This is a genomic window from Aquabacterium olei (assembly GCF_003100395.1).
Taxonomy (GTDB): domain Bacteria; phylum Pseudomonadota; class Gammaproteobacteria; order Burkholderiales; family Burkholderiaceae_C; genus Aquabacterium; species Aquabacterium olei.
Map to the genome: position 1 here is coordinate 2,489,782 of NZ_CP029210.1, position 23,648 is coordinate 2,513,429.

Below are 23,648 nucleotides of genomic sequence, written 5' to 3' on the forward strand. Positions count from 1 at the left end.
ACTGGTCCCCGCGCTCAGGGCTGCATGAACACGAACCAGGTCATCAGGGCGAACACCCCGAGGATCATGACCAGCGCGTAGTGATAGAGGTAACCGGTCTGGAACAGACGGACGAGCGAGCCGATCAGGCCGACCAGCTTGGCCGACCCGTTGACGGCCAGACCGTCGATCAGGGCCACGTCACCTACCTTCCAGAAGAAGCGGCCGACCAGGCGCGCACCCGCTGCGAAGACGTTCTCGTTGATCCAGTCCATGTAGTACTTGTTCTCGCCGATCACGATCAGCGGACGCAACACCTTGGCAAACATGGCCGGGATCTGCGGAGCCACCAGATAGAACACGTAGGCCGTGACCACACCGCCCAGTGCCAGCCAGAACGGCAGCGTGCTGAAGCCATGCAGGGCCATCGCCGTCGCACCATGGAAGTGGTGAGCCAGCTCGGCCATCGCCGGATGCTTCGCGGCATCGACGAAGATCGCGCCCTTGAAGAAGTCACCGAACAGCATGGGCTCGATGCACAGGAAGCCGATCACCACCGACGGAATGGCCAGCAGCAGCAGCGGCGCCGTCACAACCCAGGGCGACTCGTGCGGCTCATGGGCGTGGCCATGGTCGTCATCGTGGTGGTCGTGCTCACCCGGGAACGGCTTGTGGTGGAAGCGTTCCTTGCCATGGAAGACCAGGAAGTACATCCGGAAGCTGTAGAACGCGGTGATGAACACACCGGCGGTCACGGCGAAGGTCGCGAAACCGGCGGCCGGCAGGTTGCTGGCGTGCACGGCCTCGATGATCGAGTCCTTCGAATAGAACCCGGCGAAGAACGGCGTGCCGATCAGGGCCAGGTTGCCCAGCAGCGAGGTGATCCACGTGATGGGCATGCGCTTCCACAGGCCACCCATGTTGCGGATGTCCTGATCGTGGTGCATGCCGATGATGACCGAGCCCGCGCCGAGGAACAGCAGCGCCTTGAAGAAGGCATGCGTCATCAGGTGGAAGACGGCCACGTTGTAGGCGGACACGCCCAGGGCGACGGTCATGTAACCCAGCTGCGACAGCGTGGAGTAAGCCACCACACGCTTGATGTCGTTCTGGATGATGCCCAGAAAGCCCATGAACAGCGCCGTGATCGAGCCGATCACCAGGATGAAGTTCAGGGCGGCGTCCGACAGCTCGAACAGCGGCGACATGCGCGACACCATGAAGATGCCGGCGGTCACCATGGTGGCCGCGTGAATCAGCGCCGAAATCGGGGTCGGGCCTTCCATCGAGTCGGGCAGCCACACGTGCAGCGGGAACTGCGCCGACTTGCCCATCGCACCGATGAACAGGCAGACGCAGATCACGGTGATCAGCGCCCAGTCTGTCTTGGGCAGCGTCATCGAGGTCAGGTCGCCGGCCTTGGCGAACAGCTCGGTGTAGTTCAGCGTGCCGGTGTAGGCCAGCAGCAGGCCGATGCCCAGGATGAAGCCGAAGTCACCCACGCGGTTGACCAGGAAGGCCTTCATGTTGGCGAAAGTCGCCGTCGGCTTCTTGAACCAGAAGCCGATCAGCAGATAGGACACCAGGCCCACCGCTTCCCATCCGAAGAACAGCTGCAGCAGGTTGTTGCTCATCACGAGCATCAACATGGAGAACGTGAACAGCGAGATGTACGAGAAGAAGCGCTGGTAGCCAGGGTCCTCTTCCATGTAGCCGATGGTGTAGATGTGCACCATCAGCGACACGAAGGTCACCACGCACATCATCATCGCCGTGAGGCCGTCGACCATGAAGCCGACTTCCATCTTCAGCGAGCCCAGCGTCATCCACTCATAGACGGTCTGGTTGAAGGTCGCGCCGTCCACGGCCACGGCCTTCAGCGTCATCGCCGAGATGATGAAGGCGATCAGCACCCCGAGGATGGTCAGCAGGTGCGCGCCACGCCGCCCGATCGCCTTGCCGAACAGGCCGGCGGCAATCGAGCCAACCAGCGGCGCCAGGGGCACCGCCAGCAGCGAGTTGAGAGAAAGTTCTGTTGTCATTGTTGTGTCTCTCCCGATCAGCCCTTGAGCGTGTCGAGCTCGTCGACATTGATCGACTGACGGTTGCGGAACAGCACCACCAGAATGGCCAGACCGATGGCCGATTCAGCGGCCGCGACGGTCAGGATGAAGAAGACGAAAACCTGACCATCCATGTTCCCCAGGTAGTGGGAGAACGCGACGAAGTTCATGTTGACGGCCAGCAGCATCAGCTCGATGGCCATCAGCAGCACGATCAGGTTCTTGCGGTTCAGGAAGATCCCGATCACCGACATCGCGAAGAGGATCGCGCCCAGCGACAGGAAGTGCCCGAGGGTGATGGACGTGGTCATGCCTGGCCTCCGGTCTGGTTGCTGGCGTCGGCAGCCGGCGCGTCCACCTGGGGCGCCACCTTGATGATGCGCAGGCGGTCGGCCTTCTTGACGCGGACCTGTTCGGACGGGTTCTGGTAGTGCGAATCCTTGCGACGACGCAGCGTCAGCGCGATGGCAGCCACGATGGCGACCAGCAGGATCACGGCGGCAATCTGAACCGGGAACAGGTAGTTGGTGTAGAGCTCGATGCCCAGCGCCTTGGTGTTGGCCACCTGCGCGACCTCAGGCGGGAAGGGGCGAGCCTGAGGCAGGTCGAAGCCACGGGTCAGCACGAAGGCCATCTCGATGGCAATCAGCGCACCGATGATGCCGGCCACCGGGAAGTGCTTCCAGAACCCCTGACGCAAGGCGTCGACGTTGATGTCGAGCATCATCACGACGAAGAGGAACAGCACCATCACGGCACCGACGTACACGAGCACCAGCGCAATCGCCAGAAACTCGGCCTGCAGCAGCATCCAGACGCACGAAGCGCTGAAGAAGGCCAGCACCAGATGCAGCGCGGCGGAAACGGGGCTCCGGGCGGTGATCACGCGGAAGCCCGCGTAGACCAGCACCAGGGCGAACAGATAGAAAAGTAGGCTGAAGGTGTCCATGGTGGGTCAGCGGTATTTCGCGTCCGCCTCCTTGTTGGCTGCAATGTCCTTTTCGTAGCGATCCCCCACCGCCAGGAGCATGTCCTTGGTGAAGTAGAGGTCGCCGCGCTTTTCGCCGTGGTACTCGAGGATGTGGGTTTCCACGATCGAATCCACAGGGCAGCTTTCTTCGCAGAAACCGCAGAAGATGCACTTGGTCAGATCGATGTCGTAGCGCGTGGTGCGGCGGGTGCCGTCGTCACGCACGTCCGACTCGATCGTGATGGCCATGGCCGGGCAGATCGCCTCGCACAGCTTGCAGGCGATGCAGCGTTCTTCGCCGTTCTCGTAGCGGCGCAGGGCGTGCAGGCCACGGAAGCGCGGCGACATCGGGGTCTTTTCTTCAGGGAACTGCACCGTGATGGACGGCTTCAGGAAGTGACGGCCGGTCAGGGCCATCCCCTTGAACAGTTCGATGAGGAAGAAGCTGGAGACGAATTCCTTGAAGGAGGTCGCAGACATGGGTGGCCTTCCTTATTTCCAGATGTTCCAGGGCGACATCATCCAGACCCCGACCACCACCAGCCAGACCAGGGTCAGCGGGATGAAGATCTTCCAGCCCAGACGCATGATCTGGTCGTAACGGAAGCGGGGAAACGATGCGCGCACCCAGAGGAACAGGGTGACGATGATGAAGGCCTTGAGACCCAGCCAGATCCAGCCCGGAATGAAGCTCAGGGCGTCGATCGGGGGCAGCCAGCCACCGAAGAACATGATGGCGGCCAGCGTGGACACCAGGATCATGTTGGCGTACTCGGCCAGGAAGAACATCGCGAACGACATGCCCGAGTACTCGATCATGTGACCGGCCACGATCTCCGACTCGCCTTCCACCACGTCGAACGGGTGGCGGTTGGTTTCAGCCAGACCCGAGATGAAGTAGATGACGGTGATGGGCAGCAGCGGCAGCCAGTTCCAGGACAGGAAGCTCATGCCCATGTCGGCGAACTGGCCCTTGCCCTGGCTCAGCACGATGTCCGTCATGTTCAGGGAACCGGCGGTCATCAGCACGATCACTAGGCAGAAGCCCATCGCGATTTCGTACGACACCATCTGGGCCGAAGCGCGGATGGCGCCGAGGAAGGCGTACTTCGAGTTCGAAGCCCAGCCAGCGATGATCACGCCATAGACTTCCAGCGAGGTGATCGCCATCAAGAACAGCAGGCCAGCGTTGACGTTGGCCAGCGCGACCTCCGGGCCGAACGGGATCACCGCCCAGGCAGCCAGGGCCGGCATGATCGTCATGATCGGGCCCAGGAAGAACAGGCTCTTGTTGGCGGCCGACGGGACGATGATCTCCTTGAAGATCAGCTTCACGGCGTCGGCAATCGGCTGCAGCAGACCACCAGGACCGGTGCGGTTCGGACCCGGACGGATCTGAGACCAGCCGATGGCCTTGCGCTCCCACAGCGTGAGGTAGGCCACACAGCCCAGCAGCGGCAGCAGCAGCGCCACGATCTTGATGAGCGACCAGACCACCGGCCAGGCACCGCCCAGGCTGGCTGCGCCAGCGTTGTACAGGGTGTCAATCATTGAGTGTCTCCCCTACCCTTCAGGCTTTTTCGACGCGGATCGCGCCGAAGGAGGCGCCCAGGGTGGACGTCGCCTGCGTACCGGCGGGCACGCGCACCACGTTGGCCGGCAGGCTGGCATCCAGGACGGCAGGCAGCACGGCAGCGCCTCCTTCTTGCGACACCTTGACCTGGGCACCGTCGGCCAGACCCAGCTCGGCCCACAGGGCCTGCGGCAGGCTCACCACCGGCGGACGTGCATCGGCCGTGGCCTGCAGCGACGGCGCACGGCGCACCAGGGCGTCGGCACTGTAGATGGGCAGATCGGCCAGGCGCTCGAGCGCACCGGTGCCACCCGTGAGGGTGATGGCGGCAGGCGTGTCGTTGTTCAGCTTGGCAGGCAGTGCGGCCAGGTCGCCCAGCGCGCGCGCCTTGACCTCTTCCGAGGTCTCGAAAGCGAAGCCGTCCAGGCCCAGCATCGTGCCCAGCACGCGCAGCACCTTCCAGGCCGGGCGGGTCTCGCCCAGCGGCTTGACCACACCGTGGAAGCTCTGCACGCGGCCTTCGGCGTTCACAAAGGTGCCCGACGTTTCGGAGAACGGCGAGATCGGCAGGATCACGTCGGCGTATTCGGTGGCAGCCGTCTTGAACGGGCTCATGGCCACGACCATTTCGGCGCCCAGGATGGCGGCTGCCGCTGCGGTCGGGTTGGCGCTGTCGAACTCGGGCTCGACGCCCATCAGCACGAAGGCCTTGAGGCCCTTGCCGGCCAGCATCTGACCTGCGTTCAGGCCGCCCTGCTGGGGCTGTGCCCCCACAAGCTGGGCGCCCACGGTGTTGGCCGATTCGCCCAGGAAGCCGAAGCGGGCCCCGGTCTGGCCGGCGATCCACTGGGCCAGCGCCTGCAGCACCGAGGCCTGCGGGTGCTGCGCCGCGGCGTTGCCGAGCAGGATGGCCTTGTTCTGGCCCGACAGCAGCGAGGCGGCGATGGCCTTGGCGGCGTCCGTGGCGGTGCCGTTGCAGGGCGCGGTCACGCCGAGCTGGTTTGCGATGGCCACGGCCACGTCACCCAGAGCCTGCGCCCAGGCGCTCGGCGCCACGGTCACGCGCTGAGCCAGCGAGATGGCCCAATCGTCGTTGGCGCCGCCGATGGCCGACACCTGTGCGCCACGGCGGGCCGCCTGGCGCAGACGCGTGGCAAACAGCGGGTGGTCCTTGCGCAGGAACGAGCCCACGACCAGCGCGCGATCGAGCTTGTCGAGTTCGGCAATGGGCAGGCCCAGCCAGCGCACACCGGAGCCGGCCGTGAAGTCGGTCTGACGCAGACGGGTGTCGACGTTGTCGCCACCCAGGCCACGAACCAGCTGGCCCAGCAGGAACAGCTCTTCGACCGTGCTGTGCTCGGTGGCCAGCGCGCCGATGGCAGCCGCGCCGTGTTCGGCCTTGATGCCCTTGAGGCCGTTGGCCACGTATTCGAGTGCGGTCGTCCAGTCGACTTCACGCCACTCGCCGCCCTGCTTGATCATCGGACGGGTCAGGCGGGCGTCGGTGTTCAGCGCTTCGTAGCTGAAACGATCGCGGTCGGCAATCCAGCACTCGTTGACGTCTTCGTTCTCGAGCGGCACCACGCGCATCACCTTGCCGTTCTTGACCTGAACGATCAGGTTGGCACCGGTGGAATCGTGCGGCGACACGCTCTTGCGGCGCGACAGCTCCCAGGTGCGGGCGCTGTAGCGGAAAGGCTTGCTGGTCAGGGCGCCGACCGGGCAGATGTCGATCATGTTGCCCGACAACTCCGAATCGATCGAGCGGCCAACAAAGGTCGCGATCTCGGAATGTTCACCGCGGTGCTGCATGCCCAGCTCCATCACGCCGGCCACTTCCTGGCCGAAGCGCACGCAACGGGTGCACTGGATGCAGCGGCTCATCTCTTCCATCGAGATCAGCGGGCCGACGTCCTTCTTGAAGACGACGCGCTTCTCTTCGTTGTAGCGGGACGAGGAGCCACCATAGCCCACGGCCAGATCCTGCAGCTGGCACTCACCACCCTGGTCGCAGATCGGGCAATCCAGCGGGTGGTTGATGAGCAGGAATTCCATCACGCCCTGCTGGGCCTTGATGGCTTTCTCGCTCTTGGTGCGCACGATCATGCCCTGGGTCACCGGGGTCGCACAAGCCGGCATGGGCTTGGGCGCCTTCTCGATGTCCACGAGACACATGCGGCAGTTCGCCGCGATCGAGAGCTTCTTGTGGTAGCAGAAGTGCGGGATGTAGGTACCGTGCTGTTCGGCCGCATGCATCACCATGCTGCCTTCCTGGCACTGGACTTTCTGTCCGTCGATTTCGATTTCAACCATCGGTGTTTCCCGCTCAGATGTAGGCCGGGACCATGCAGGTCTTGTGTTCGATGTGGTGCACGAACTCATCGCGGTAGTGCTTGATGAATGCGCGCACCGGCATGGCCGCTGCGTCACCCAGTGCACAGATCGTGCGACCCTGGATGTTGTCGGCGACAGAGTTCAGCATGTCGATGTCTTCCGGGCGACCTTCGCCGCGCTCGATGCGATCGACCATGCGCCACAGCCAGCCGGTGCCTTCACGGCAAGGCGTGCACTGGCCGCAGGACTCGTGCATGTAGAAATAGGACAGGCGCTGCAGGCTCTTGACCATGCAGCGTGTCTCGTCCATCACGATGACGGCGCCCGAGCCCAGCATCGAGCCAGCCTTGGCGATGGAGTCATAGTCCATCGTGCACTCCATCATGATGTGGGCAGGGATCACCGGCGACGAAGAGCCACCGGGGATCACGGCCTTGAGCTTCTTGCCGCCCCGCACGCCACCGCACAGATCGAGCAGCGTCGAGAACGGGGTGCCCAGCGGGATCTCGTAGTTGCCGGGGCGCTCGACGTCACCGGACACGGTGAACAGCTTGGTGCCACCGTTGTTGGGCTTGCCGACGGCCAGGAAGGCCTCGCCACCGTTGCGGATGATCCAGGGGACGGCCGCAAAGGTTTCGGTGTTGTTGATCGTGGTGGGCTTGCCGTAGACGCCGAAGCTCGCCGGGAAAGGCGGCTTGAAGCGGGGCTGGCCCTTCTTGCCTTCGATCGATTCGATCAGGGCGGTTTCTTCGCCGCAGATGTAGGCGCCGAAGCCATGGTGCGCGTGCAGCTGGAAGCTGAAGCCGCTGCCCATGATGTTGTCGCCGAGGTAGCCGGCGGCACGTGCTTCTTCCAGCGCGGCTTCGAAGCGCTCGTACACCTCGAAGATCTCGCCGTGGATGTAGTTGAAGCCGACCGTGATGCCCATCGCGTAAGCGGCGATGGCCATGCCCTCGATGACGATGTGCGGATTGTGGCGCAGGATCTCGCGGTCCTTGGCCGTGCCCGGCTCGCCTTCGTCGGAGTTGCACACCAGGTACTTCTGGCCCGGGAAGGCACGGGGCATGAAGCTCCACTTCAGGCCGGTCGGGAAACCGGCGCCGCCACGACCGCGCAGGCCGGACGCCTTCACTTCGGCAATCACCTGGTCCTGCGACAGGCCTTCGCCGCCGTCCTTGCCCAGGATCTTGCGCAGCGCTGCATAGCCGCCACGCGCTTCGTAGTCCTTCAGGCTCCAGTTCTTGCCGTCAAGATCGGCATAGATCTGCGGGTTGATGTGGCGACCATGGAAGCAGGTCTCTGCGCCGGTGGCCTGGAATTGAGAGAGGTCGAGCATGTCTTTCACCTCACTTGGCATTGGCCTTGAGCACGTCGATCAGCTGGTCCAGCTTCTCGTTGCTCATGTAGCTCACCATCTGGCGGTCGTTGACCAGCGCCACCGGTGCATCGGCGCAGGCGCCCAGGCACTCGCAGTGCTGCACGGTGAACAGACCGTCGGCCGTGGTGCCGCCGTCTTCCACGCCCAGCTTCTCGCACAGATGCTGCAGGGCCTTCTGGCCATCACGCAGCTGGCAAGGCAGGTTGGTGCACACGTTGATCTTGAACTGACCAACGGGCTTCTGGTTGTACATGTTGTAGAACGTCGTGACCTCGTGCACCGCCATGGCAGGCATGCCGATGTAGTCGGCAATCTCCTGCTCGCTTTCGGGCGAGACCCAGCCGCGTTCCTGCTGGATGATGGACAGACAGGCCATGACCGCCGACACGCGCTGGTCAGCCGGGTACTTGGCGAGTTCGCGGTCGAACCGCGCTTTGGTTTGTTCGCTGAGCATGGGTAGGTCGGTCACTTAGCGGTCGATTTCACCGAACACGATGTCCATCGTGCCGATGATGGCCACGGCGTCGGCCAGCATGTGGCCACGGCTCATCTCGTCGAGGGCGGCGAGGTGGGGGAAGCCGGGGGCACGGATCTTCAGGCGGTACGGCTTGTTGGCGCCGTCGGACACCAGGTAGATGCCGAACTCGCCCTTCGGGTGCTCGACGGCCGCGTAGGCCTCGGACTCGGGCACGTGGAAGCCTTCGGTGAAGAGCTTGAAGTGGTGGATCAGCTGCTCCATCGACGACTTCATCTCGACGCGCGACGGCGGGGCCACCTTGTGGTTGTCGGTGATGACCGGGCCCGGGTTGGCACGCAGCCAGTCCACGCACTGCTTGATGATGCGGTTGGACTGACGCAGCTCTTCCACGCGGACCAGGTAACGGTCGTAGCAGTCGCCGTTCTTGCCGATGGGGATGTCGAAGTCGACCTTGTCGTAGACGTCGTAGGGCTGGTGCTTGCGCAGGTCCCACACGATGCCCGAGCCGCGCAGCATGGCGCCCGACAGGCCCATCTGCAGGGCGCGCTCGGGGGTGACCACGCCGATGCCGACGGTGCGCTGCTTCCAGATGCGGTTGTCGGTCAGCAGGGTTTCGTACTCGTCCACCAGCTTGGGGAAGCGCTGGGTGAAGTCATCGATGAAGTCCAGCAGCGAGCCCTGACGGTTCTCGTTCAGGCGCGCGATGGTCTTCGCGTTCTTGATCTTGCTGACCTTGTACTGCGGCATGGTGTCCGGCAGATCGCGGTAGACGCCACCCGGACGGAAGTAGGCCGCGTGCATGCGCGCACCCGACACCGCTTCGTACATGTCGAACAGGTCCTCACGCTCGCGGAAGCAGTAGATGAGGATGTTCATCGCGCCGCAGTCGAACCCGTGACAGCCCAGCCACAGCAGGTGGTTGAGCACGCGGGTGATCTCGGCAAACATGACGCGGATGTACTGCGCACGCTCGGGCACCTCGATGCCGAGCATCTTCTCGATGGCCAGGCAGTAGGCGTGCTCGTTGCACATCATCGACACGTAGTCCAGGCGGTCCATGTAGGGCAGCGACTGGATGTAGGTCTTGGATTCGGCCAGCTTTTCAGTGGCGCGGTGCAGCAGGCCGATGTGGGGGTCGGCACGCTGGATGACTTCGCCGTCCAGCTCGAGCACCAGACGCAGCACGCCGTGGGCGGCCGGGTGCTGGGGACCGAAGTTCAGGGTGTAGTTCTTGATCTCTGCCATGGCTCGTGCTCAGTGGAGACCACCGTAGTTGTCTTCGCGGATGATGCGCGGGGTGATCTCGCGCTGCTCGATGGTGACCGGCTGGTAAATCACACGCTTCTGCTCGGGGTCGTAGCGCATCTCGACGTGGCCCGTGGTCGGGAAGTCCTTGCGGAACGGGTGGCCGATGAAGCCGTAGTCGGTCAGGATGCGGCGCAGGTCGGTGTGGCCATCGAAGACGATGCCGTACAGGTCGAAGGCCTCGCGCTCGAACCAGTTCACACCGTTCCAGACGTCGCAGAGCGAAGCCAGCACGGGGAAATCGTCGTCCAGAGCGAAGGTCTTGACGCGCAAACGCCAGTTCTTGCTGATCGACAGGAGGTGCAACACAACGCCGAAGCGGGGGCCGTCGGCGTAGATGGACTCGGCGCCATCCTTGTAGGCGGACCAGTCCATGCCGCAGAGGTCCTGCAGCTGCTCGAAAGCCAGATCGGCGTGGTCACGCAGGGTGCGGGCCACATCGAGGTAGTCGCCGGCCGACACGGTGATCGTCAGCTCGCCACGGTCGGAAACCAGGCGCTTGATCTTGTCGCCCAGCACGTTTTGCAGGGCAGCCTGCAGGGTGTCCAGTTTGCTCATGTGCAGGCTCCGGTCAGCGGGCAATGGTGTTTTCGCGGCGGATCTTGGCCTGCAGCTGCAGGATGCCGTAGAGCAGTGCCTCGGCCGTCGGCGGGCAGCCTGGCACGTAGACATCCACCGGCACGATGCGGTCGCAGCCGCGCACCACCGAGTAGCTGTAGTGGTAGTAGCCGCCACCGTTGGCACACGATCCCATGGACAGCACCCAGCGAGGTTCGGCCATCTGGTCATACACCTTGCGCAGCGCGGGCGCCATCTTGTTGCACAGCGTGCCGGCCACGATCATCAGGTCGGACTGACGCGGGCTGGGCCGGAACAGCATGCCGAAGCGGTCGATGTCATAGCGCGCCGCACCGGCGTGCATCATCTCGACCGCGCAGCAGGCCAGACCAAACGTCATCGGCCACAGCGAACCGGTCTTGGACCAGTTGATCAGCGTGTCGGCCGAGGTGGTGATGAAGCCCTCTTTGAAGACGCCCTCGATACCCATAGCAATACCTCTTCAGATTCCTGTGTGGTGACGCGCGAACGGGATCACTCCCAATCCAGCGCGCCCTTCTTCCATTCGTAGGCGAAGCCCACGACGAGGATGCCCAGGAACAACATGATGGCCGCGAAACCCGCCATGCCCACTTCCTTCAGGGCCACGGCCCACGGGAACAGGAAAGCGATTTCGAGGTCGAACAGGATGAAGAGGATGGCAACCAGGTAATAGCGCACATCGAACTTCATCCGGGCGTCTTCGAAAGCCTCGAAGCCGCACTCGTAGGGGGAGTTCTTTGCCGGGTCAGGGCGACGCGGGCCCAGCAGAAAGCCCAGCAACTGTGGCGCGACACCCACACCGACGCCAACCAGGATGAAAAGGATGACTGGCAGATACTGCTCGATGTTCATCTTGACCCTTGTCTCATTGATTGAACAGGACGCGCGATTGAATCACGCGGACAAAACAAAAGGCGCGCCAGGCCTGACATTGCCCGGATTCCATTCCGGTTCAATGACAACCACAGCGCGCCTTCCTTGACACTTTGTGCTGCCCCGCATGACGGAGCCACATTCCAGATGATCAGCTTTGGGGGGACGACCGGCGCTGATCATGAGGGTTGGCACAAGTGTCTGTTGATCTCATGGTGCCGACGGCGAGACTCGAACTCGCACAGCTTTCGCCACTACCCCCTCAAGATAGCGTGTCTACCAATTTCACCACGTCGGCCAAACTGACTGGATGACAGCCAGCTCTTTTTCGTCTGTCGCTCGGCTTGCGTGAGGATTGCTTACCGAAGACTTCTATTCTAAACCGAAAATCGACCTGTCTTGAAGATGTCGTTCGCGTTTGGTGTCAAACGGACGACCTCTTCGAGACACTTGTCACTTCGTCGGAATCAGGGCAGCGCCCGAAGCCGCGGAAGCCGCCGGCTGAGCTGCAGAGGCAGCGTCGCTGGCAGACTGCTCCAGCACGGTCGGGGCTTCGGCCGTCGGCGTGCGGAGGTTGCCGAAGTAAGCCAGACCCAGGGTCGTGCTGAAGAAGATCGTCGCCGCCACGGCGGTGGTGCGCGACAGGAAGTTGGCGCTGCCGGTGGCACCGAACAGGCTGCCGGACGCACCACTGCCGAAAGAAGCGCCCATGTCGGCGCCCTTGCCGTGCTGCACCAGCACCAGGCCGATCATGGCCAGCGCCGATGCGACCTGCAGCAGCAGCACCGCGGTCATCAAAGCTTGTTGCATGTACAGAAACTCCTGTGAGGGTCGGAAGCGACGTCAGGCCGCACGCGCGATGGCGGCAAAATCGGCCGCCTTCAGCGCGGCGCCGCCGATGAGGCCGCCATCGATGTCGGGTTGAGCGAAGAGCTGGGCCGCATTGTCGGGCTTGACCGAGCCACCATAGAGCAGTGGCACGGTGGCCGCTTCAGCGCGGGCCGACTTCAGTTGCGCCCGCAGGAAGGCGTGCACGGCCTGCGCCTGCTCGGGCGAAGCGGTCTTGCCGGTGCCGATGGCCCAGACCGGTTCGTAAGCGACGACGATGCGGGCCAGGTCGGCCCCCAACGTGTCGATCACGGCCTGCAGCTGACGACCCACCACCGCTTCGGTCTGACCGGCTTCCCGCTCGGCGAGCGTTTCACCGACACAGACGATGGGGATCAGACCGTGCGACAGCGCAGCCCGGGCCTTGTCGGCCACGAGCTGGTCGCCTTCAGCGTGGTAGCTGCGACGCTCGGAGTGCCCCACGATGGCGTAGGTGGCCCCGACTTCGCGCAGCATCGGCCCCGCGACCTCGCCCGTGTAGGCGCCCTGCACCTGCACGGAGACGTCCTGGCTTCCGACGCCGATCGCACTGCCTTGCAGCGCGGCCACGACCTCGGCCAGGTACACGAAGGGCGGGCACACAGCCACATCGGCGCGGGGCGCCGTGGTGGCCAGATCCGAGGCCAGCAGGCCCTGGATCAGTTCGGCATTGAATGCACGCGAACCGTGCATCTTCCAGTTACCAACAACCAGCTTCTTCATGGCCTGACGGATCACTGTTGTTGCTGTTGGGCCTGCTCGTCACCGTTGCCCTCGGGGGCGTCGGTGAACTGCTGCTCGGCACGGGGTGCGCGATCGCGGCGCTCGCCACGGTCGCCGCCACGGTCACGGCGCTCGCCGCGATCACCACGGTCGCCGCGGTCACGGCGCTCACCACGCTCTTCGCGCTCGGGCATGCCTTCAGGGCGCTCCAGCAGGGCCTTCATGGAGAGCTTGATACGGCCCTTCTCGTCGGTCTCGAGGACCTTGACCTTGACCATCTGGCCTTCGGTCAGGTAGTCGGAGACCTTCTCGACGCGTTCGTGGGCGATCTGGCTGATGTGCAGCAGGCCGTCCTTGCCGGGCAGCAGGTTCACCAGCGCACCGAAGTCGAACAGCTTGGTGACCGGGCCTTCGTACACGGCACCGATTTCGACTTCGGCGGTGATTTCGGCAATGCGGCGCAGGGCTTCGTCGGCCTTGGCGGTGTCGGCCGACGCCACGGTGACGGTGCCGTCTTCCGCGATGTTGATCTGGCAGCCGGTCTCTTCGCACAGGCCGCGGATGGTGGCGCCACCCTTGCCGATCAGGTCACGGATCTTGTCCTGATTGATCTTGACGGTGTAGAGGCGGGGAGCGAACTCGGACACCTCGGTGTTGGCGCCGGCCATGGCTTCGGTCATCTTGCCGAGGATGTGCAGACGGGCTTCCTTGGCCTGGGCCAGGGCCACCTGCATGATTTCCTTGGTGATGCCCTGGATCTTGATGTCCATCTGCAGGGCGGTCACGCCGGCGGTGGTGCCGGCCACCTTGAAGTCCATGTCGCCGAGGTGATCCTCGTCACCCAGGATGTCGGTCAGGACGGCGAACTTGTTGCCTTCCTTGATCAGGCCCATGGCGATGCCGGCCACGTGGGCCTTCATCGGCACGCCGGCATCCATCATGGCCAGGCAGCCGCCGCAGACCGAAGCCATCGACGAGGAGCCGTTGGATTCGGTGATCTCCGAGACCACGCGCACGGTGTAAGCGAACTCGTCCTTCGGGGGCAGCAGCGGCACCAGGGCGCGCTTGGCCAGACGGCCGTGGCCGATTTCGCGGCGCTTGGGCGAGCCGACACGACCCGTTTCGCCGGTGGCGAACGGAGGCATGTTGTAGTGGAACAGGAAGGTGTCGCGGAAGTCGCCGGTCAGGGCGTCGATGCGCTGGGCGTCCTGCTCGGTGCCCAGGGTGGCGATGACCAGGGCCTGGGTTTCACCACGGGTGAACAGGGCCGAGCCGTGCACGCGCGGCAGCACGCCGGTGCGGATCTCGATGGGGCGCACGGTGCGGGTGTCGCGGCCGTCGATGCGCGGCTCGCCGGCCAGGATCTGGCTGCGGACGATCTTGGCTTCGATGTCGAACAGCAGGCCTTCGACCTTGACGCCGTCGAATGCAATGCCTTCGGCGGTCAGGGCAGCCTTCACGTCGGCGTAGGCAGCGCGGCAGGCCTGGGTGCGGGCCTGCTTGGAGCGGATCTGGTAGGCGGCGCGCAGCGGGCCTTCGGCCAGGGCGTTGACCTTGGCGATGAAGTCTTCGTCCTTGGCGGGCGGCTGCCAGTCCCAGGCCGGCTTGCCGGCGTCACGCACCAGGTCGTGGATGGCGTTGATCGCCACGCTGCCCTGCTCGTGGCCGAACACCACGCCACCCAGCATCACGTCTTCCGACAGCTGGTCGGCTTCCGATTCCACCATCAGCACGGCGGTTTCGGTGCCGGCGACGATCAGGTCCATCTTGGACTCGGCCATCTGCGCGGGGCTGGGGTTCAGCACGTACTCGCCATTGATGTAGCCCACGCGGGCTGCACCGATGGGGCCATTGAACGGGATGCCCGAGATCGACAGCGCGGCGCTGGAGGCGATCATGGCCGCGATGTCAGCCGACACTTCCGGGTTCAGCGACACCACGTGGATGACGAGCTGCACTTCGTTGAAGAAGCCTTCAGGGAACAGCGGACGGATCGGGCGGTCGATCAGGCGCGAGGTGAGCGTCTCGAGCTCGGACGGCTTGGCTTCACGCTTGAAGAAGCTGCCCGGGATCTTGCCGGCGGCGTAGGTCTTCTCGATGTAGTCGACGGTCAGGGGGAAGAAGTCCTGGCCGGGCTTGGCGGTCTTGGCGCACACGACGGTGGCCAGCACCACGGTGCCTTCGATGTCGACCAGGACGGCGCCAGTGGCCTGACGGGCGATTTCGCCGGTCTCCATGGTGACGGTGCGGCCGCCCCACTGGAAGGTCTTGGTGACTTTGTTGAACATGGTCATGGAATTGATCTCCGATGTGCCTCAGGCCACATGGCCAGGGCGATTTGTGATGCCTTCACTCGTTCGCGATGCCATTCCAGCGGGGTTGCGCGGCGCCTGGGCGGGGCAGCCACGTTGGAATGACACAGCGGTCGCTTGAGTCGAGTTGCAGGCGTGAAAAAACAAAAAGCCTGTGCTGGGCAGTCCAGACAGGCTTTTTGTCGTCATGCGCTGATTACTTGCGCAGGCCCAGCTTCTGGATCAGGGCGGCGTAGCGGTCGAAGTCCTTGCTCTTCAGGTAGTCGAGCAGCTTGCGACGACGGCTGACCATGCGCAGCAGGCCGCGACGACCGTGGTGGTCCTTCTTGTTGGCCTTGAAGTGGGGAGTCAGTTCGTTGATGCGGGCGGTCAGCAGAGCGACCTGCACTTCGGGAGAGCCGGTGTCGGCTTGGCCACGGGCGTTGGCCTTGATGATCTCGGCCTTGTTGATGTCGGCGACGGACATGGTGTTTCCAGTTCGATGCATATGCCTGGCCGGCGCGAGAAAGCAGCTGTATCAGCCACCCTTCCTGCCCCGGTTTCGGCGTTGGACTTGCGGACTCCGGGTGAAACCGACCCGGGCCGTGCGAAATTGACGGCCCCGAAAGGACCATCAAGCCCTCGATATTAGCACAAGCGAGCAGCGGCTGCCCGGCCTGCGCGGGCGACCGCCTACAGCGCGGCGAGGTCCCAGCGGGGCTTCACGTCGAACGACGGTTCCCGGGTGGGCACGGCCTGCCCGGTCTGCAGGCGCATGGCGGCGGCCAGGGCGATCATGGCGCCGTTGTCGGTGCACAGATGCAGCTCGGGGTAGTGGACGCGCACGCCTCGCCGGCCACAGGCCTGGTCCAGCTGGCTGCGCAGCTGGCGGTTCGCGCCCACGCCGCCGGCCACCACCAGCCGCTTCAGGCCCGTGGCCTTGAGCGCCCCCAGCGACTTCTTGAGCAGCACCTCGACGATGGCCGTCTGGGCGGAGGCGGCCAGATCAGCCAGGGCGGCGTGGTTGGCAGGGTCTGCCAGCGCATCGGGTCGATCGAGCCAGCCCTGGCGCACCAGGTGGGTGCGCACCGCGGTTTTCAGCCCGGCAAAGGAGAAATCGTGATTGCCACTGTGCAGCATGGGCCGGGGCAATTCGAACGCGTCGGCTCGACCTTCTTCAGCCAGGCGCGCTAGGTGCGGACCGCCCGGGTAAGGCAGGCCCATCAGCTTGGCGGATTTGTCGAAAGCCTCGCCCGCGGCGTCGTCGACGGTCTCACCAAGCAGCGTGTAGCGCCCCACCCCATCGACCCGCATGAGCTGGGTGTGGCCGCCGGAAACCAGCAGGGCCACGAAGGGGAACTCGGGCGGGTCGGCCGACAGAAAGGGCGACAGCAGGTGGCCTTCGAGGTGATGCACGCCCAGCAGCGGGCGGTCGATGGCCACGCCGAGGGCGCAGGCCATGCCCGCACCGACCAGCAGCGCCCCGGCCAGGCCGGGTCCGCGGGTGAACGCCACCACGTCGATCTCGTCGATGCGGCGCCCGGCTTCGGACAACACCTGGCGCGCCAGCGGCACCACGCGGCGGATGTGATCGCGTGAGGCGAGTTCAGGCACGACGCCGCCGTAGGCCTGGTGCATGTCGATCTGGCTGTGCAGGGCGTGGGCCAGCAGCACCGGGGCGCCGGCTTCGGGCAGGGCGACCAGCGCCAGCCCGGTTTCATCACAGGATGACTCGACGCCCAGGATGAGCCGTTCACCAGGAACCCGGGGGGATGCGCGCACTTCTCTTTCGGACATGCACGAAGTGTAGTGGGGGTGATGTAACCCGCCTGCGGCCAAGGGCGCGAGGCGCGGTTGTTGCATCATTCACGTCATGAAAGCCGAAGCGCGTCCGAATCACCTGCGACTGGTGATCGTCCTGCCTGTGGCGCTGTCCGCCGAACCCGACGAGGCGGAGGTGGCCGAGGCGGAGCGCACGCGCGTCCTGCGCATCGCCCTGCTCGAGGCCGGCTACAACGTGGTGGCCACCCTGCCGGGCGACCGCTTCCTGCCGGAACGCATTGCGCAGATCCAGCCAGACATGATCGTGGTGGATGCCGAATCGCAAGGCCGCGACATCCTGGAACACGTGGTGATGGCAACCCGCGACGAACGCCGGCCCATCGTGATGTTCTCGGACGACGAGGACACCAGCCATGTTCGACGAGCGATTGCAGCCGGGGTCTCGGCGTATGTGGCCGCGGGGGTGCCATCGGACCACGTGAGGCCCGTGATCGAGGTAGCGATGGCACGCTTCGAACATGAAGAGCAGCTCCGGCGTGAACTGGCCGATGCACGCAGCCAGCTGGAAGAACGCAAGGTGGTGGACCGAGCGAAAGGCCTGTTGATGTCGCGCCAGGGCTTGAGCGAGCAGGAAGCCTATGCGCGGCTGCGCAAGGCGGCGATGGACAAGGGCATCCGGCTCGCCGAGGTGGCTCAACGATTGATCGACGCAGCCGACCTGCTGGGCTGACCACGCGCCGCAGCGCAGCGCCCCGTTTGCGTGCTGGCGCCCCAACCCGACTCGTTTCACGCCCTCTTTTGCGCCACGCTGCCGCACAGCAGGCACCGTGATGGGCCGATCTGCCGCGACTTTGCGGCCAGCTTCGAGTGCCCGGCTGTTGGCACACCCTTTGCATTGATCCCTGCACATCCAGGTCAACGGCGATCTGGCCTGTCTTGGGTGCCCAGTGCCGGGCCCCGAGCTTTCGACAAAGGTGTCATCGACGGATCGGTGCGTGCGCGCACAGGTCTGGCGAGGACACCTTTTTTGTTTTTCAACACGGGAAAGCTTCGCACCATGAATTCGCAGGATCACAAGATGACCCGCCGCACCATCCTGAAAACCGCAGCCGCCGCCAGCGCCGTCGGTGTCGTCCCCGGTCTGCAATCGGCCGTGTGGGCCGCCGGCTCGGACAAGCCCGAGCTGGAAGAGGTCAAGATCGGCTTCATCCCGCTCACCGACTGCGCCTCGGTGGTGATGGCCTCGGTGCTGGGCTTCGACAAGAAGTACGGCATCAAGATCATCCCGACGAAGGAGGCCTCGTGGGCCGGTGTGCGTGACAAGCTGGTGAACGGCGACCTGCACATGGCGCACGTGCTGTATGGCCTGGTCTACGGCGTGCACCTGGGCATCGGCGGCCCGAAGAAGGACATGGCCGTGTTGATGAACCTGAACAACAACGGGCAGGCGATCACGCTGTCGAAGGCGCTTGCGGACAAGAAGGCCGTCGACGGTGCTTCGCTCGCCAAGCTAATGGCCACGGACAAGCGCGAGTACACGTTTGCCCAGACCTTCCCGACCGGCACGCACGCCATGTGGCTCTACTACTGGCTGGCGAGCTATGGCATCAACCCCATGAAGGACGCCAAGGTCATCACCGTGCCGCCGCCGCAGATGGTGGCCAACATGCGCGTGGGCAACATGGATGGCTACTGCGTGGGCGAGCCGTGGGGCCACCGCGCCATCATGGATGGGATCGGCATCACGGCCGTGACGACGCAGGACATCTGGCAGGATCATCCGGAGAAGGTGCTGGGCTGCACGGACGAGTTCGTCAAGAAGCACCCCAACACCGCGCGCGCCGTGATCATGGCCGTGCTGGAAGCCAGCCAGTGGATCGACGCTGGCCTGCAGAACAAGCTGAAGATGGCCGAGACCATCTCTGCCAAGTCGTACGTGAACACCGGCGTGGATGCGATCAACCAGCGCATTCTGGGTCGCTACCAGAACGGCCTGGGCAAGACGTGGGACGACCCCAACCACATGAAGTTCTTCAATGACGGCAAGGTCAACTTCCCGTACCTGAGCGACGGCATGTGGTTCCTCACGCAGCACAAGCGCTGGGGCCTGCTGAAGGACCACCCCGACTACCTGGGCGTGGCCAGGCAGGTCAACAAGATCGACCTGTACAAGCAGGCCGCCTCGGCCCTGAAGGTCAGCGTGCCCAAGGACGTGATGCGCACGAGCAAGATGATCGACGGCATGGTGTGGGACGGCAAGGACCCGAAGAAGTACGCCGACGGTTTCAAGATCAAGGCATGAGCCACCCAGTGGCCACAGAACCCCGCTGAGAACCCGCACCCACCGCCCCGTTTTCGCCCGCCCAGACAAGGAGCCCGACATGGTCAGCGCCGTCTTCCACAGCCCCTCCGATGCCAGCGACGCGATGCGTGCCGCCAAGGCTTCTGCCACCGCTTCCGCCTTCCCTGCTTCCACGATGACTTCCGCCACCCTCACTCCACCTGCCCCGCGCGCGGCGGCGCCCTCCAAACCTCCGGTCGACTGGGGCGCCCTGGCACTGCGCACACTGTCCCCTCTGGCAGGGCTGGCCGTGCTGATCGGCATCTGGGCCATGCTGACCATGAAGGGCGGCAACTTCCCGACGCCAGCTGCCACCTGGGAGGCCGCTGTGGCACTGTTCTCGGACCCGTTCTACAGCAACGGCCCGAACGATCAGGGCATCGGCTGGAACATCCTGTTCTCGCTCAAGCGCGTGGCCATGGGCTTCGGTCTGGCAGCGCTGGTGGGCATCCCGATGGGCTTCATCATCGGCCGCAGCAAGGTGATCGGCGCGATGCTGAACCCGATCATCAGCCTGCTGCGCCCGGTCTCGCCGCTGGCCTGGTTGCCGATCGGCCTGCTGGTGTTCAAGTCGGCAGACCCGGCGGCCATCTGGACGATCTTCATCTGCTCGATCTGGCCGATGATCATCAACACCGCGGTGGGCGTGCAGCGCGTGCCGGAGGACTATCTGAATGTCGCCAAGGTGCTGAACCTGAGCGAATGGAAGATCGTCACGAAGATCCTGCTGCCTTCGGTGTTGCCCTACATGCTGACCGGCGTGCGCCTGTCGGTGGGCACGGCCTGGCTGGTGATCGTGGCCGCCGAGATGCTGACCGGGGGCGTGGGCATCGGCTTCTGGGTGTGGGACGAGTGGAACAACCTGAACGTGCAGCACATCATCATCGCGATCTTCGTGATCGGGATCGTGGGGCTGCTGCTGGAGCAGGCCCTGGTGTCCATCGCCAAGCGATTCAGCTTCGAGTAACCGCTTCCCTCGTCACAAGGAGTCCGACATGTCCCACTTCATCGACGTCCGCAACGCGGAGATGGTGTTCAACACGAAGAAGGGCCGCTTCCATGCGCTGCGCGACATCAACCTGGGCATCGACAAAGGCGAGTTCATCGCGCTGATCGGGCACTCAGGCTGCGGCAAGTCAACGCTGCTGAACCTGATTGCCGGCCTGCTGCTGCCCACCGAGGGCGGCCTGATCTGCGACAACAAGGAAATTGCCGGCCCCGGGCCGGAGCGCGGGATGGTGTTCCAGAACCACTCGCTGCTGCCGTGGCTGACCTGCTTCGACAACGTGTATCTGGCGGTCGAGCGCGTGTTCGGCGGCAAGGAAAGCAAGGCACAGTTGAAGGCGCGCACCCAGGCGGCGCTGGAACTGGTCAACATGGCGCATGCCAGCCAGAAGCGGCCTAACGAGATTTCGGGCGGCATGAAGCAGCGGGTGGGCATCGCACGCGCACTGGCCATGGAGCCCAAGGTGCTGCTGATGGACGAGCCGTTCGGTGCACTCGACGCCCTGACCCGCGCACACCTGCAGGACGAACTCCTGAAGATCGTCGCACGCACACAGAGCACCGTCGTGATGGTGACGCACGACGTGGACGAGGCCGTGTTGCTGTCGGACCGCATCGTGATGATGACCAACGGCCCCGCTGCAACCATCGGTGAAGTGCTGGAGGTACCGCTGGCCCGACCGCGCAACCGCGTGGAGTTGGCCGAGGACGCGACCTACATGCACTGTCGCAAGGCGGTGCTTGACTTCCTGTACACGCGGCACGGCGCGCCCCAGAAAGAGGCGGCCTGAAGCGCGCCGCCGACACCCGCAGAGGATACAAGCTGGCACACCTCGTGCTTTGACTTGCGGGACCGCTTGAATCGCCAGAGCCAGGCGGTCTTCCTCAGCGGGGGTCAGTGGACCGCGAAAATGCCACCGACCTCTTCACGCCTTCCGGTTTCAGGACCGGAAGGCGTCTTTTTTTGCCATGCCCCAGAACAGCGCACCCAGCACGATCATCGGGACGCACAGCCACTGACCCATGCTCATGTTGAGCGCGAGCAGGCCCAGGAAGTTGTCGGGCTCGCGGAAGTACTCCGCGATGAAACGGAAGAGTCCATACCCGAGCAGGAACAGGCCCGCCACGGCCCCTTGGGGGCGCGGGACGCGGGCATACCACCAGAGAAGGGCAAACAGCAGCAGGCCTTCCAGCCCGAACTGATAGAGCTGCGACGGGTGCCGCGCCACGTCGGTACCGGACTGCGGAAAGACCATCGCCCAGGGCAGCGATGGATCGGCCGCTCGGCCCCAGAGTTCGCCGTTGATGAAATTGCCGATGCGGCCCGCGGCCAGGCCCACCGGCACGCACGGCGCGACCAGATCGGCCACCTCAAAGAAATGCCGTCGCTGGCGCCGCGCGTACAGCGCCATGGCGGCAATGACCCCGAGCAGCCCCCCGTGGAAAGCCATGCCCCCTTGCCAGACCGCCAGGATCTCTGCGGGGTGACTCAGGTAATGGCCCGGCTTGTAGAACAGCACGTAACCGAGACGCCCTCCCAGCACGACACCGAGCACGCCGAAAAACAGCAGATCTTCGACCATGGGCCGATTCCAGCCTCGAGCCGCAAAGTGCGCGCTGGCGGCTCGCCGCACGGCCAACAGGTAAAACAGCGTGAAGGCCACCAGATAGGTCAGCCCGTACCAGTGCACCTGCAGTGGGCCCAGGCTCACGGCGATCGGATCGAATTGGGGATGGATCAGCATGGCGCGAACGATAACCGATCGGGACGTCACGAATGTGGTGAGCCGCAAGCCGCGAGGCTGCCTGCACTGCTAGCATGCGCGCCCATGAACCCGACCACCATTGAACTCGTCGGCGCGGCCCTGTTCGCGCTCGCGCTGATCCACACTTTCTCGACCCGGTTCTTCGAGCACCTTGCGCACACACGGCCCAACCATGCCGGCTTGTGGCACTTTCTCGCCGAGGTGGAGGTCGTCTTCGGCTTCTGGGCGCTGGTGCTCATGGTGTTCATGTTCGCGTTGCTGGGCAAGGCGGAAGCCACCCGCTACCTGGACACTCGCAACTTCACCGAGCCGCTGTTCGTTTTCGCGATCATGGTGTCGGCGGCCACCCGGCCCGTGATCCTGCTGGCCGGCAGCGTCACCCGCATGCTGACCCGCCTGATCCCCTTGCCGGGGGCCATGGCGTCCACACTGGTGATCCTGTCGGCGGTGCCGCTGATGGGATCCTTCATCACCGAACCGGCCGCCATGACGCTGGCCGCTCTGCTGCTGCGTGACGGAGTCTTTCAACTCGGCATCTCGCTGAGGCTGCGCTATGCCATCCTGGGGGTGCTGTTCGTCAACGTGTCGATCGGCGGCACGCTGACCCCTTACGCAGCACCGCCGGTGCTGATGGTTGCCAAGGCCTGGGGGTGGGACCTGCAGCACATGCTGCTGCATTTCGGCTGGAAGACCGGACTGGCCGTGGTGCTCAATGCCACCGGCCTGGTGCTGCTGTTCTCGCGCGAGTTCCTGCAGTTGCGCCCCCCGGCCCGCAGCACCGACGAACGCCCCCCCGCCCTCGTCACGCTGATCCACCTCGGCTTTCTCGCCGGGATCGTCGTGTTCGCACATCACCCGGCGGCCTTCCTGGGGCTGTTCCTGTTCTTCCTCGGCTTCACGGCCGCGTACGAGCGCTACCAATCACCGCTGATTCTGCGTGAAGGCCTGCTCGTCGCGTTCTTCCTGGCCGGCCTGGTGGTGCTGGGCGGCCAGCAGCAGTGGTGGCTGGAGCCGCTGTTGTTGAGCATGAGCAGCGACGCCATCTTCTTCGGCGCCACCACACTGACGGCCATCACCGACAACGCCGCCCTCACCTACCTGGGCTCGCTGGTGCCGGGCCTGAGCGAGGAGTTCAAGTACGCCCTGGTGGCCGGTGCTGTGGCCGGCGGTGGCCTCACCATCATCGCGAACGCCCCCAACCCCGCGGGCGCATCGATCCTGAAGGTGGGCTTTCCCGAGCAGGCGATCAACGCCGGCGGGCTGCTGCTGGCCGCCCTCCCTGCCACGGCCGTGGCGGTGCTGTGCCTCAAGCTGCTCTGA

At 64.6% G+C, this 23,648-nt stretch carries 23 protein-coding genes and 1 tRNA gene; 5 read left to right on the forward strand and 19 right to left on the reverse strand.

What is annotated here, in order from left to right:
• Positions 1 to 14: 14 nt before the first annotated feature.
• From nuoL to tsaD, 18 genes are all read right to left on the reverse strand, one after another.
• Positions 15 to 2,021, reverse strand: a complete 2,007-nt coding sequence (gene nuoL / locus DEH84_RS11175) for an NADH-quinone oxidoreductase subunit L (protein WP_109036922.1) — start codon at positions 2,019 to 2,021, stop codon at positions 15 to 17.
• 17 nt (positions 2,022 to 2,038) lie between these two features.
• Positions 2,039 to 2,353 (reverse strand): NADH-quinone oxidoreductase subunit NuoK, encoded by a 315-nt coding sequence (gene nuoK / locus DEH84_RS11180; RefSeq protein ID WP_109036923.1) that lies wholly within the window; start codon positions 2,351 to 2,353, stop codon positions 2,039 to 2,041.
• Positions 2,350 to 2,991 carry an NADH-quinone oxidoreductase subunit J gene (locus DEH84_RS11185; protein ID WP_109036924.1) on the reverse strand — a complete coding sequence of 214 codons (642 nt, stop codon included), beginning with the start codon at positions 2,989 to 2,991 and terminating at the stop codon, positions 2,350 to 2,352. Before DEH84_RS11185 ends, nuoK begins: the two co-directional genes overlap by 4 nt.
• 6 nt (positions 2,992 to 2,997) lie before the next feature.
• The gene (gene nuoI / locus DEH84_RS11190; protein ID WP_109036925.1) at positions 2,998 to 3,492 is read right to left on the reverse strand and encodes an NADH-quinone oxidoreductase subunit NuoI; all 495 of its coding nucleotides are present in this window, start codon (positions 3,490 to 3,492) and stop codon (positions 2,998 to 3,000) included.
• Between the two features lie 12 nt (positions 3,493 to 3,504).
• Positions 3,505 to 4,563, reverse strand: a complete 1,059-nt coding sequence (gene nuoH / locus DEH84_RS11195; RefSeq protein WP_109036926.1) for an NADH-quinone oxidoreductase subunit NuoH — start codon at positions 4,561 to 4,563, stop codon at positions 3,505 to 3,507.
• A 19-nt stretch (positions 4,564 to 4,582) separates the two neighbouring features.
• On the reverse strand, positions 4,583 to 6,898 hold the full coding sequence (nuoG, locus tag DEH84_RS11200) for an NADH-quinone oxidoreductase subunit NuoG (RefSeq protein ID WP_109036927.1): 2,316 nt from the start codon (positions 6,896 to 6,898) through the stop codon (positions 4,583 to 4,585).
• Positions 6,899 to 6,911: 13 nt separating this feature from the next.
• A complete protein-coding gene (nuoF, locus tag DEH84_RS11205; RefSeq protein WP_109036928.1) occupies positions 6,912 to 8,255 on the reverse strand; it encodes an NADH-quinone oxidoreductase subunit NuoF in 1,344 nt (447 codons plus the stop codon).
• Positions 8,256 to 8,265: 10 nt separating this feature from the next.
• Entirely contained in the window at positions 8,266 to 8,751 is a 486-nt protein-coding gene (gene nuoE, locus DEH84_RS11210) for an NADH-quinone oxidoreductase subunit NuoE (protein WP_109036929.1), read from the reverse strand.
• Between the two features lie 15 nt (positions 8,752 to 8,766).
• On the reverse strand, positions 8,767 to 10,020 hold the full coding sequence (locus DEH84_RS11215; protein ID WP_109036930.1) for an NADH-quinone oxidoreductase subunit D: 1,254 nt from the start codon (positions 10,018 to 10,020) through the stop codon (positions 8,767 to 8,769).
• A 9-nt stretch (positions 10,021 to 10,029) separates the two neighbouring features.
• Positions 10,030 to 10,638: an NADH-quinone oxidoreductase subunit C gene (locus DEH84_RS11220; RefSeq protein ID WP_109036931.1), complete on the reverse strand. Its 609-nt coding sequence runs from the start codon at positions 10,636 to 10,638 to the stop codon at positions 10,030 to 10,032.
• 13 nt (positions 10,639 to 10,651) lie between these two features.
• Positions 10,652 to 11,128 carry a NuoB/complex I 20 kDa subunit family protein gene (locus tag DEH84_RS11225; RefSeq protein WP_035035151.1) on the reverse strand — a complete coding sequence of 159 codons (477 nt, stop codon included), beginning with the start codon at positions 11,126 to 11,128 and terminating at the stop codon, positions 10,652 to 10,654.
• A 44-nt stretch (positions 11,129 to 11,172) separates the two neighbouring features.
• Entirely contained in the window at positions 11,173 to 11,532 is a 360-nt protein-coding gene (locus DEH84_RS11230; protein ID WP_109036932.1) for an NADH-quinone oxidoreductase subunit A, read from the reverse strand.
• Between the two features lie 234 nt (positions 11,533 to 11,766).
• Positions 11,767 to 11,851, reverse strand: a tRNA-Leu gene (locus DEH84_RS11235).
• Between the two features lie 155 nt (positions 11,852 to 12,006).
• On the reverse strand, positions 12,007 to 12,363 hold the full coding sequence (secG, locus tag DEH84_RS11240; protein ID WP_109036933.1) for a preprotein translocase subunit SecG: 357 nt from the start codon (positions 12,361 to 12,363) through the stop codon (positions 12,007 to 12,009).
• Positions 12,364 to 12,396: 33 nt separating this feature from the next.
• A complete protein-coding gene (gene tpiA, locus DEH84_RS11245) occupies positions 12,397 to 13,143 on the reverse strand; it encodes a triose-phosphate isomerase (RefSeq protein ID WP_109038346.1) in 747 nt (248 codons plus the stop codon).
• Between the two features lie 11 nt (positions 13,144 to 13,154).
• Positions 13,155 to 15,437, reverse strand: a complete 2,283-nt coding sequence (pnp, locus tag DEH84_RS11250; RefSeq protein ID WP_109036934.1) for a polyribonucleotide nucleotidyltransferase — start codon at positions 15,435 to 15,437, stop codon at positions 13,155 to 13,157.
• Positions 15,438 to 15,651: 214 nt separating this feature from the next.
• Positions 15,652 to 15,921 carry a 30S ribosomal protein S15 gene (rpsO, locus tag DEH84_RS11255; RefSeq protein WP_109036935.1) on the reverse strand — a complete coding sequence of 90 codons (270 nt, stop codon included), beginning with the start codon at positions 15,919 to 15,921 and terminating at the stop codon, positions 15,652 to 15,654.
• A gap of 206 nt (positions 15,922 to 16,127) precedes the next feature.
• Positions 16,128 to 17,231 carry a tRNA (adenosine(37)-N6)-threonylcarbamoyltransferase complex transferase subunit TsaD gene (gene tsaD, locus DEH84_RS11260; protein WP_109036936.1) on the reverse strand — a complete coding sequence of 368 codons (1,104 nt, stop codon included), beginning with the start codon at positions 17,229 to 17,231 and terminating at the stop codon, positions 16,128 to 16,130.
• 76 nt (positions 17,232 to 17,307) lie between these two features.
• On the opposite strand from tsaD, the gene DEH84_RS11265 reads away from it, so the two are divergent.
• From DEH84_RS11265 to DEH84_RS11280, 4 genes are all read left to right on the forward strand, one after another.
• The gene (locus tag DEH84_RS11265; protein ID WP_109036937.1) at positions 17,308 to 17,946 is read left to right on the forward strand and encodes an ANTAR domain-containing response regulator; all 639 of its coding nucleotides are present in this window, start codon (positions 17,308 to 17,310) and stop codon (positions 17,944 to 17,946) included.
• A 348-nt stretch (positions 17,947 to 18,294) separates the two neighbouring features.
• Positions 18,295 to 19,518 carry a CmpA/NrtA family ABC transporter substrate-binding protein gene (locus DEH84_RS11270; protein ID WP_245932566.1) on the forward strand — a complete coding sequence of 408 codons (1,224 nt, stop codon included), beginning with the start codon at positions 18,295 to 18,297 and terminating at the stop codon, positions 19,516 to 19,518.
• A gap of 79 nt (positions 19,519 to 19,597) precedes the next feature.
• Positions 19,598 to 20,524: a nitrate ABC transporter permease gene (gene ntrB / locus DEH84_RS11275; RefSeq protein ID WP_109036939.1), complete on the forward strand. Its 927-nt coding sequence runs from the start codon at positions 19,598 to 19,600 to the stop codon at positions 20,522 to 20,524.
• A 28-nt stretch (positions 20,525 to 20,552) separates the two neighbouring features.
• A complete protein-coding gene (locus DEH84_RS11280) occupies positions 20,553 to 21,353 on the forward strand; it encodes an ABC transporter ATP-binding protein (protein WP_109036940.1) in 801 nt (266 codons plus the stop codon).
• Between the two features lie 150 nt (positions 21,354 to 21,503).
• On the opposite strand, the gene lgt is transcribed toward DEH84_RS11280, so the two are convergent.
• Positions 21,504 to 22,307, reverse strand: a complete 804-nt coding sequence (gene lgt / locus DEH84_RS11285; protein ID WP_109036941.1) for a prolipoprotein diacylglyceryl transferase — start codon at positions 22,305 to 22,307, stop codon at positions 21,504 to 21,506.
• Positions 22,308 to 22,391: 84 nt separating this feature from the next.
• On the opposite strand from lgt, the gene DEH84_RS11290 reads away from it, so the two are divergent.
• A complete protein-coding gene (locus DEH84_RS11290) occupies positions 22,392 to 23,648 on the forward strand; it encodes a putative Na+/H+ antiporter (RefSeq protein ID WP_109036942.1) in 1,257 nt (418 codons plus the stop codon).

What these genes read in the sequence shown, in the direction of transcription:
- nuoG (WP_109036927.1), bottom strand. Translation starts at nt 6,898, where the DNA reads ATGGTTGAAATCGAAATCGACGGACAGAAAGTCCAGTGCCAGGAAGGC.
- DEH84_RS11225 (WP_035035151.1), bottom strand. Translation starts at nt 11,128, where the DNA reads ATGGGTATCGAGGGCGTCTTCAAAGAGGGCTTCATCACCACCTCGGCC.
- pnp (WP_109036934.1), bottom strand. Translation starts at nt 15,437, where the DNA reads ATGACCATGTTCAACAAAGTCACCAAGACCTTCCAGTGGGGCGGCCGC.
- secG (WP_109036933.1), bottom strand. Translation starts at nt 12,363, where the DNA reads ATGCAACAAGCTTTGATGACCGCGGTGCTGCTGCTGCAGGTCGCATCG.
- ntrB (WP_109036939.1), top strand. Translation starts at nt 19,598, where the DNA reads ATGGTCAGCGCCGTCTTCCACAGCCCCTCCGATGCCAGCGACGCGATG.
- tsaD (WP_109036936.1), bottom strand. Translation starts at nt 17,231, where the DNA reads ATGTCCGAAAGAGAAGTGCGCGCATCCCCCCGGGTTCCTGGTGAACGG.
- DEH84_RS11215 (WP_109036930.1), bottom strand. Translation starts at nt 10,020, where the DNA reads ATGGCAGAGATCAAGAACTACACCCTGAACTTCGGTCCCCAGCACCCG.
- DEH84_RS11280 (WP_109036940.1), top strand. Translation starts at nt 20,553, where the DNA reads ATGTCCCACTTCATCGACGTCCGCAACGCGGAGATGGTGTTCAACACG.
- tpiA (WP_109038346.1), bottom strand. Translation starts at nt 13,143, where the DNA reads ATGAAGAAGCTGGTTGTTGGTAACTGGAAGATGCACGGTTCGCGTGCA.
- DEH84_RS11265 (WP_109036937.1), top strand. Translation starts at nt 17,308, where the DNA reads ATGAAAGCCGAAGCGCGTCCGAATCACCTGCGACTGGTGATCGTCCTG.
- nuoL (WP_109036922.1), bottom strand. Translation starts at nt 2,021, where the DNA reads ATGACAACAGAACTTTCTCTCAACTCGCTGCTGGCGGTGCCCCTGGCG.
- DEH84_RS11230 (WP_109036932.1), bottom strand. Translation starts at nt 11,532, where the DNA reads ATGAACATCGAGCAGTATCTGCCAGTCATCCTTTTCATCCTGGTTGGC.
- DEH84_RS11290 (WP_109036942.1), top strand. Translation starts at nt 22,392, where the DNA reads ATGAACCCGACCACCATTGAACTCGTCGGCGCGGCCCTGTTCGCGCTC.
- DEH84_RS11185 (WP_109036924.1), bottom strand. Translation starts at nt 2,991, where the DNA reads ATGGACACCTTCAGCCTACTTTTCTATCTGTTCGCCCTGGTGCTGGTC.
- nuoH (WP_109036926.1), bottom strand. Translation starts at nt 4,563, where the DNA reads ATGATTGACACCCTGTACAACGCTGGCGCAGCCAGCCTGGGCGGTGCC.
- lgt (WP_109036941.1), bottom strand. Translation starts at nt 22,307, where the DNA reads ATGCTGATCCATCCCCAATTCGATCCGATCGCCGTGAGCCTGGGCCCA.
- nuoE (WP_109036929.1), bottom strand. Translation starts at nt 8,751, where the DNA reads ATGCTCAGCGAACAAACCAAAGCGCGGTTCGACCGCGAACTCGCCAAG.
- nuoF (WP_109036928.1), bottom strand. Translation starts at nt 8,255, where the DNA reads ATGCTCGACCTCTCTCAATTCCAGGCCACCGGCGCAGAGACCTGCTTC.
- DEH84_RS11220 (WP_109036931.1), bottom strand. Translation starts at nt 10,638, where the DNA reads ATGAGCAAACTGGACACCCTGCAGGCTGCCCTGCAAAACGTGCTGGGC.
- nuoK (WP_109036923.1), bottom strand. Translation starts at nt 2,353, where the DNA reads ATGACCACGTCCATCACCCTCGGGCACTTCCTGTCGCTGGGCGCGATC.
- nuoI (WP_109036925.1), bottom strand. Translation starts at nt 3,492, where the DNA reads ATGTCTGCGACCTCCTTCAAGGAATTCGTCTCCAGCTTCTTCCTCATC.
- DEH84_RS11270 (WP_245932566.1), top strand. Translation starts at nt 18,295, where the DNA reads ATGACCCGCCGCACCATCCTGAAAACCGCAGCCGCCGCCAGCGCCGTC.
- rpsO (WP_109036935.1), bottom strand. Translation starts at nt 15,921, where the DNA reads ATGTCCGTCGCCGACATCAACAAGGCCGAGATCATCAAGGCCAACGCC.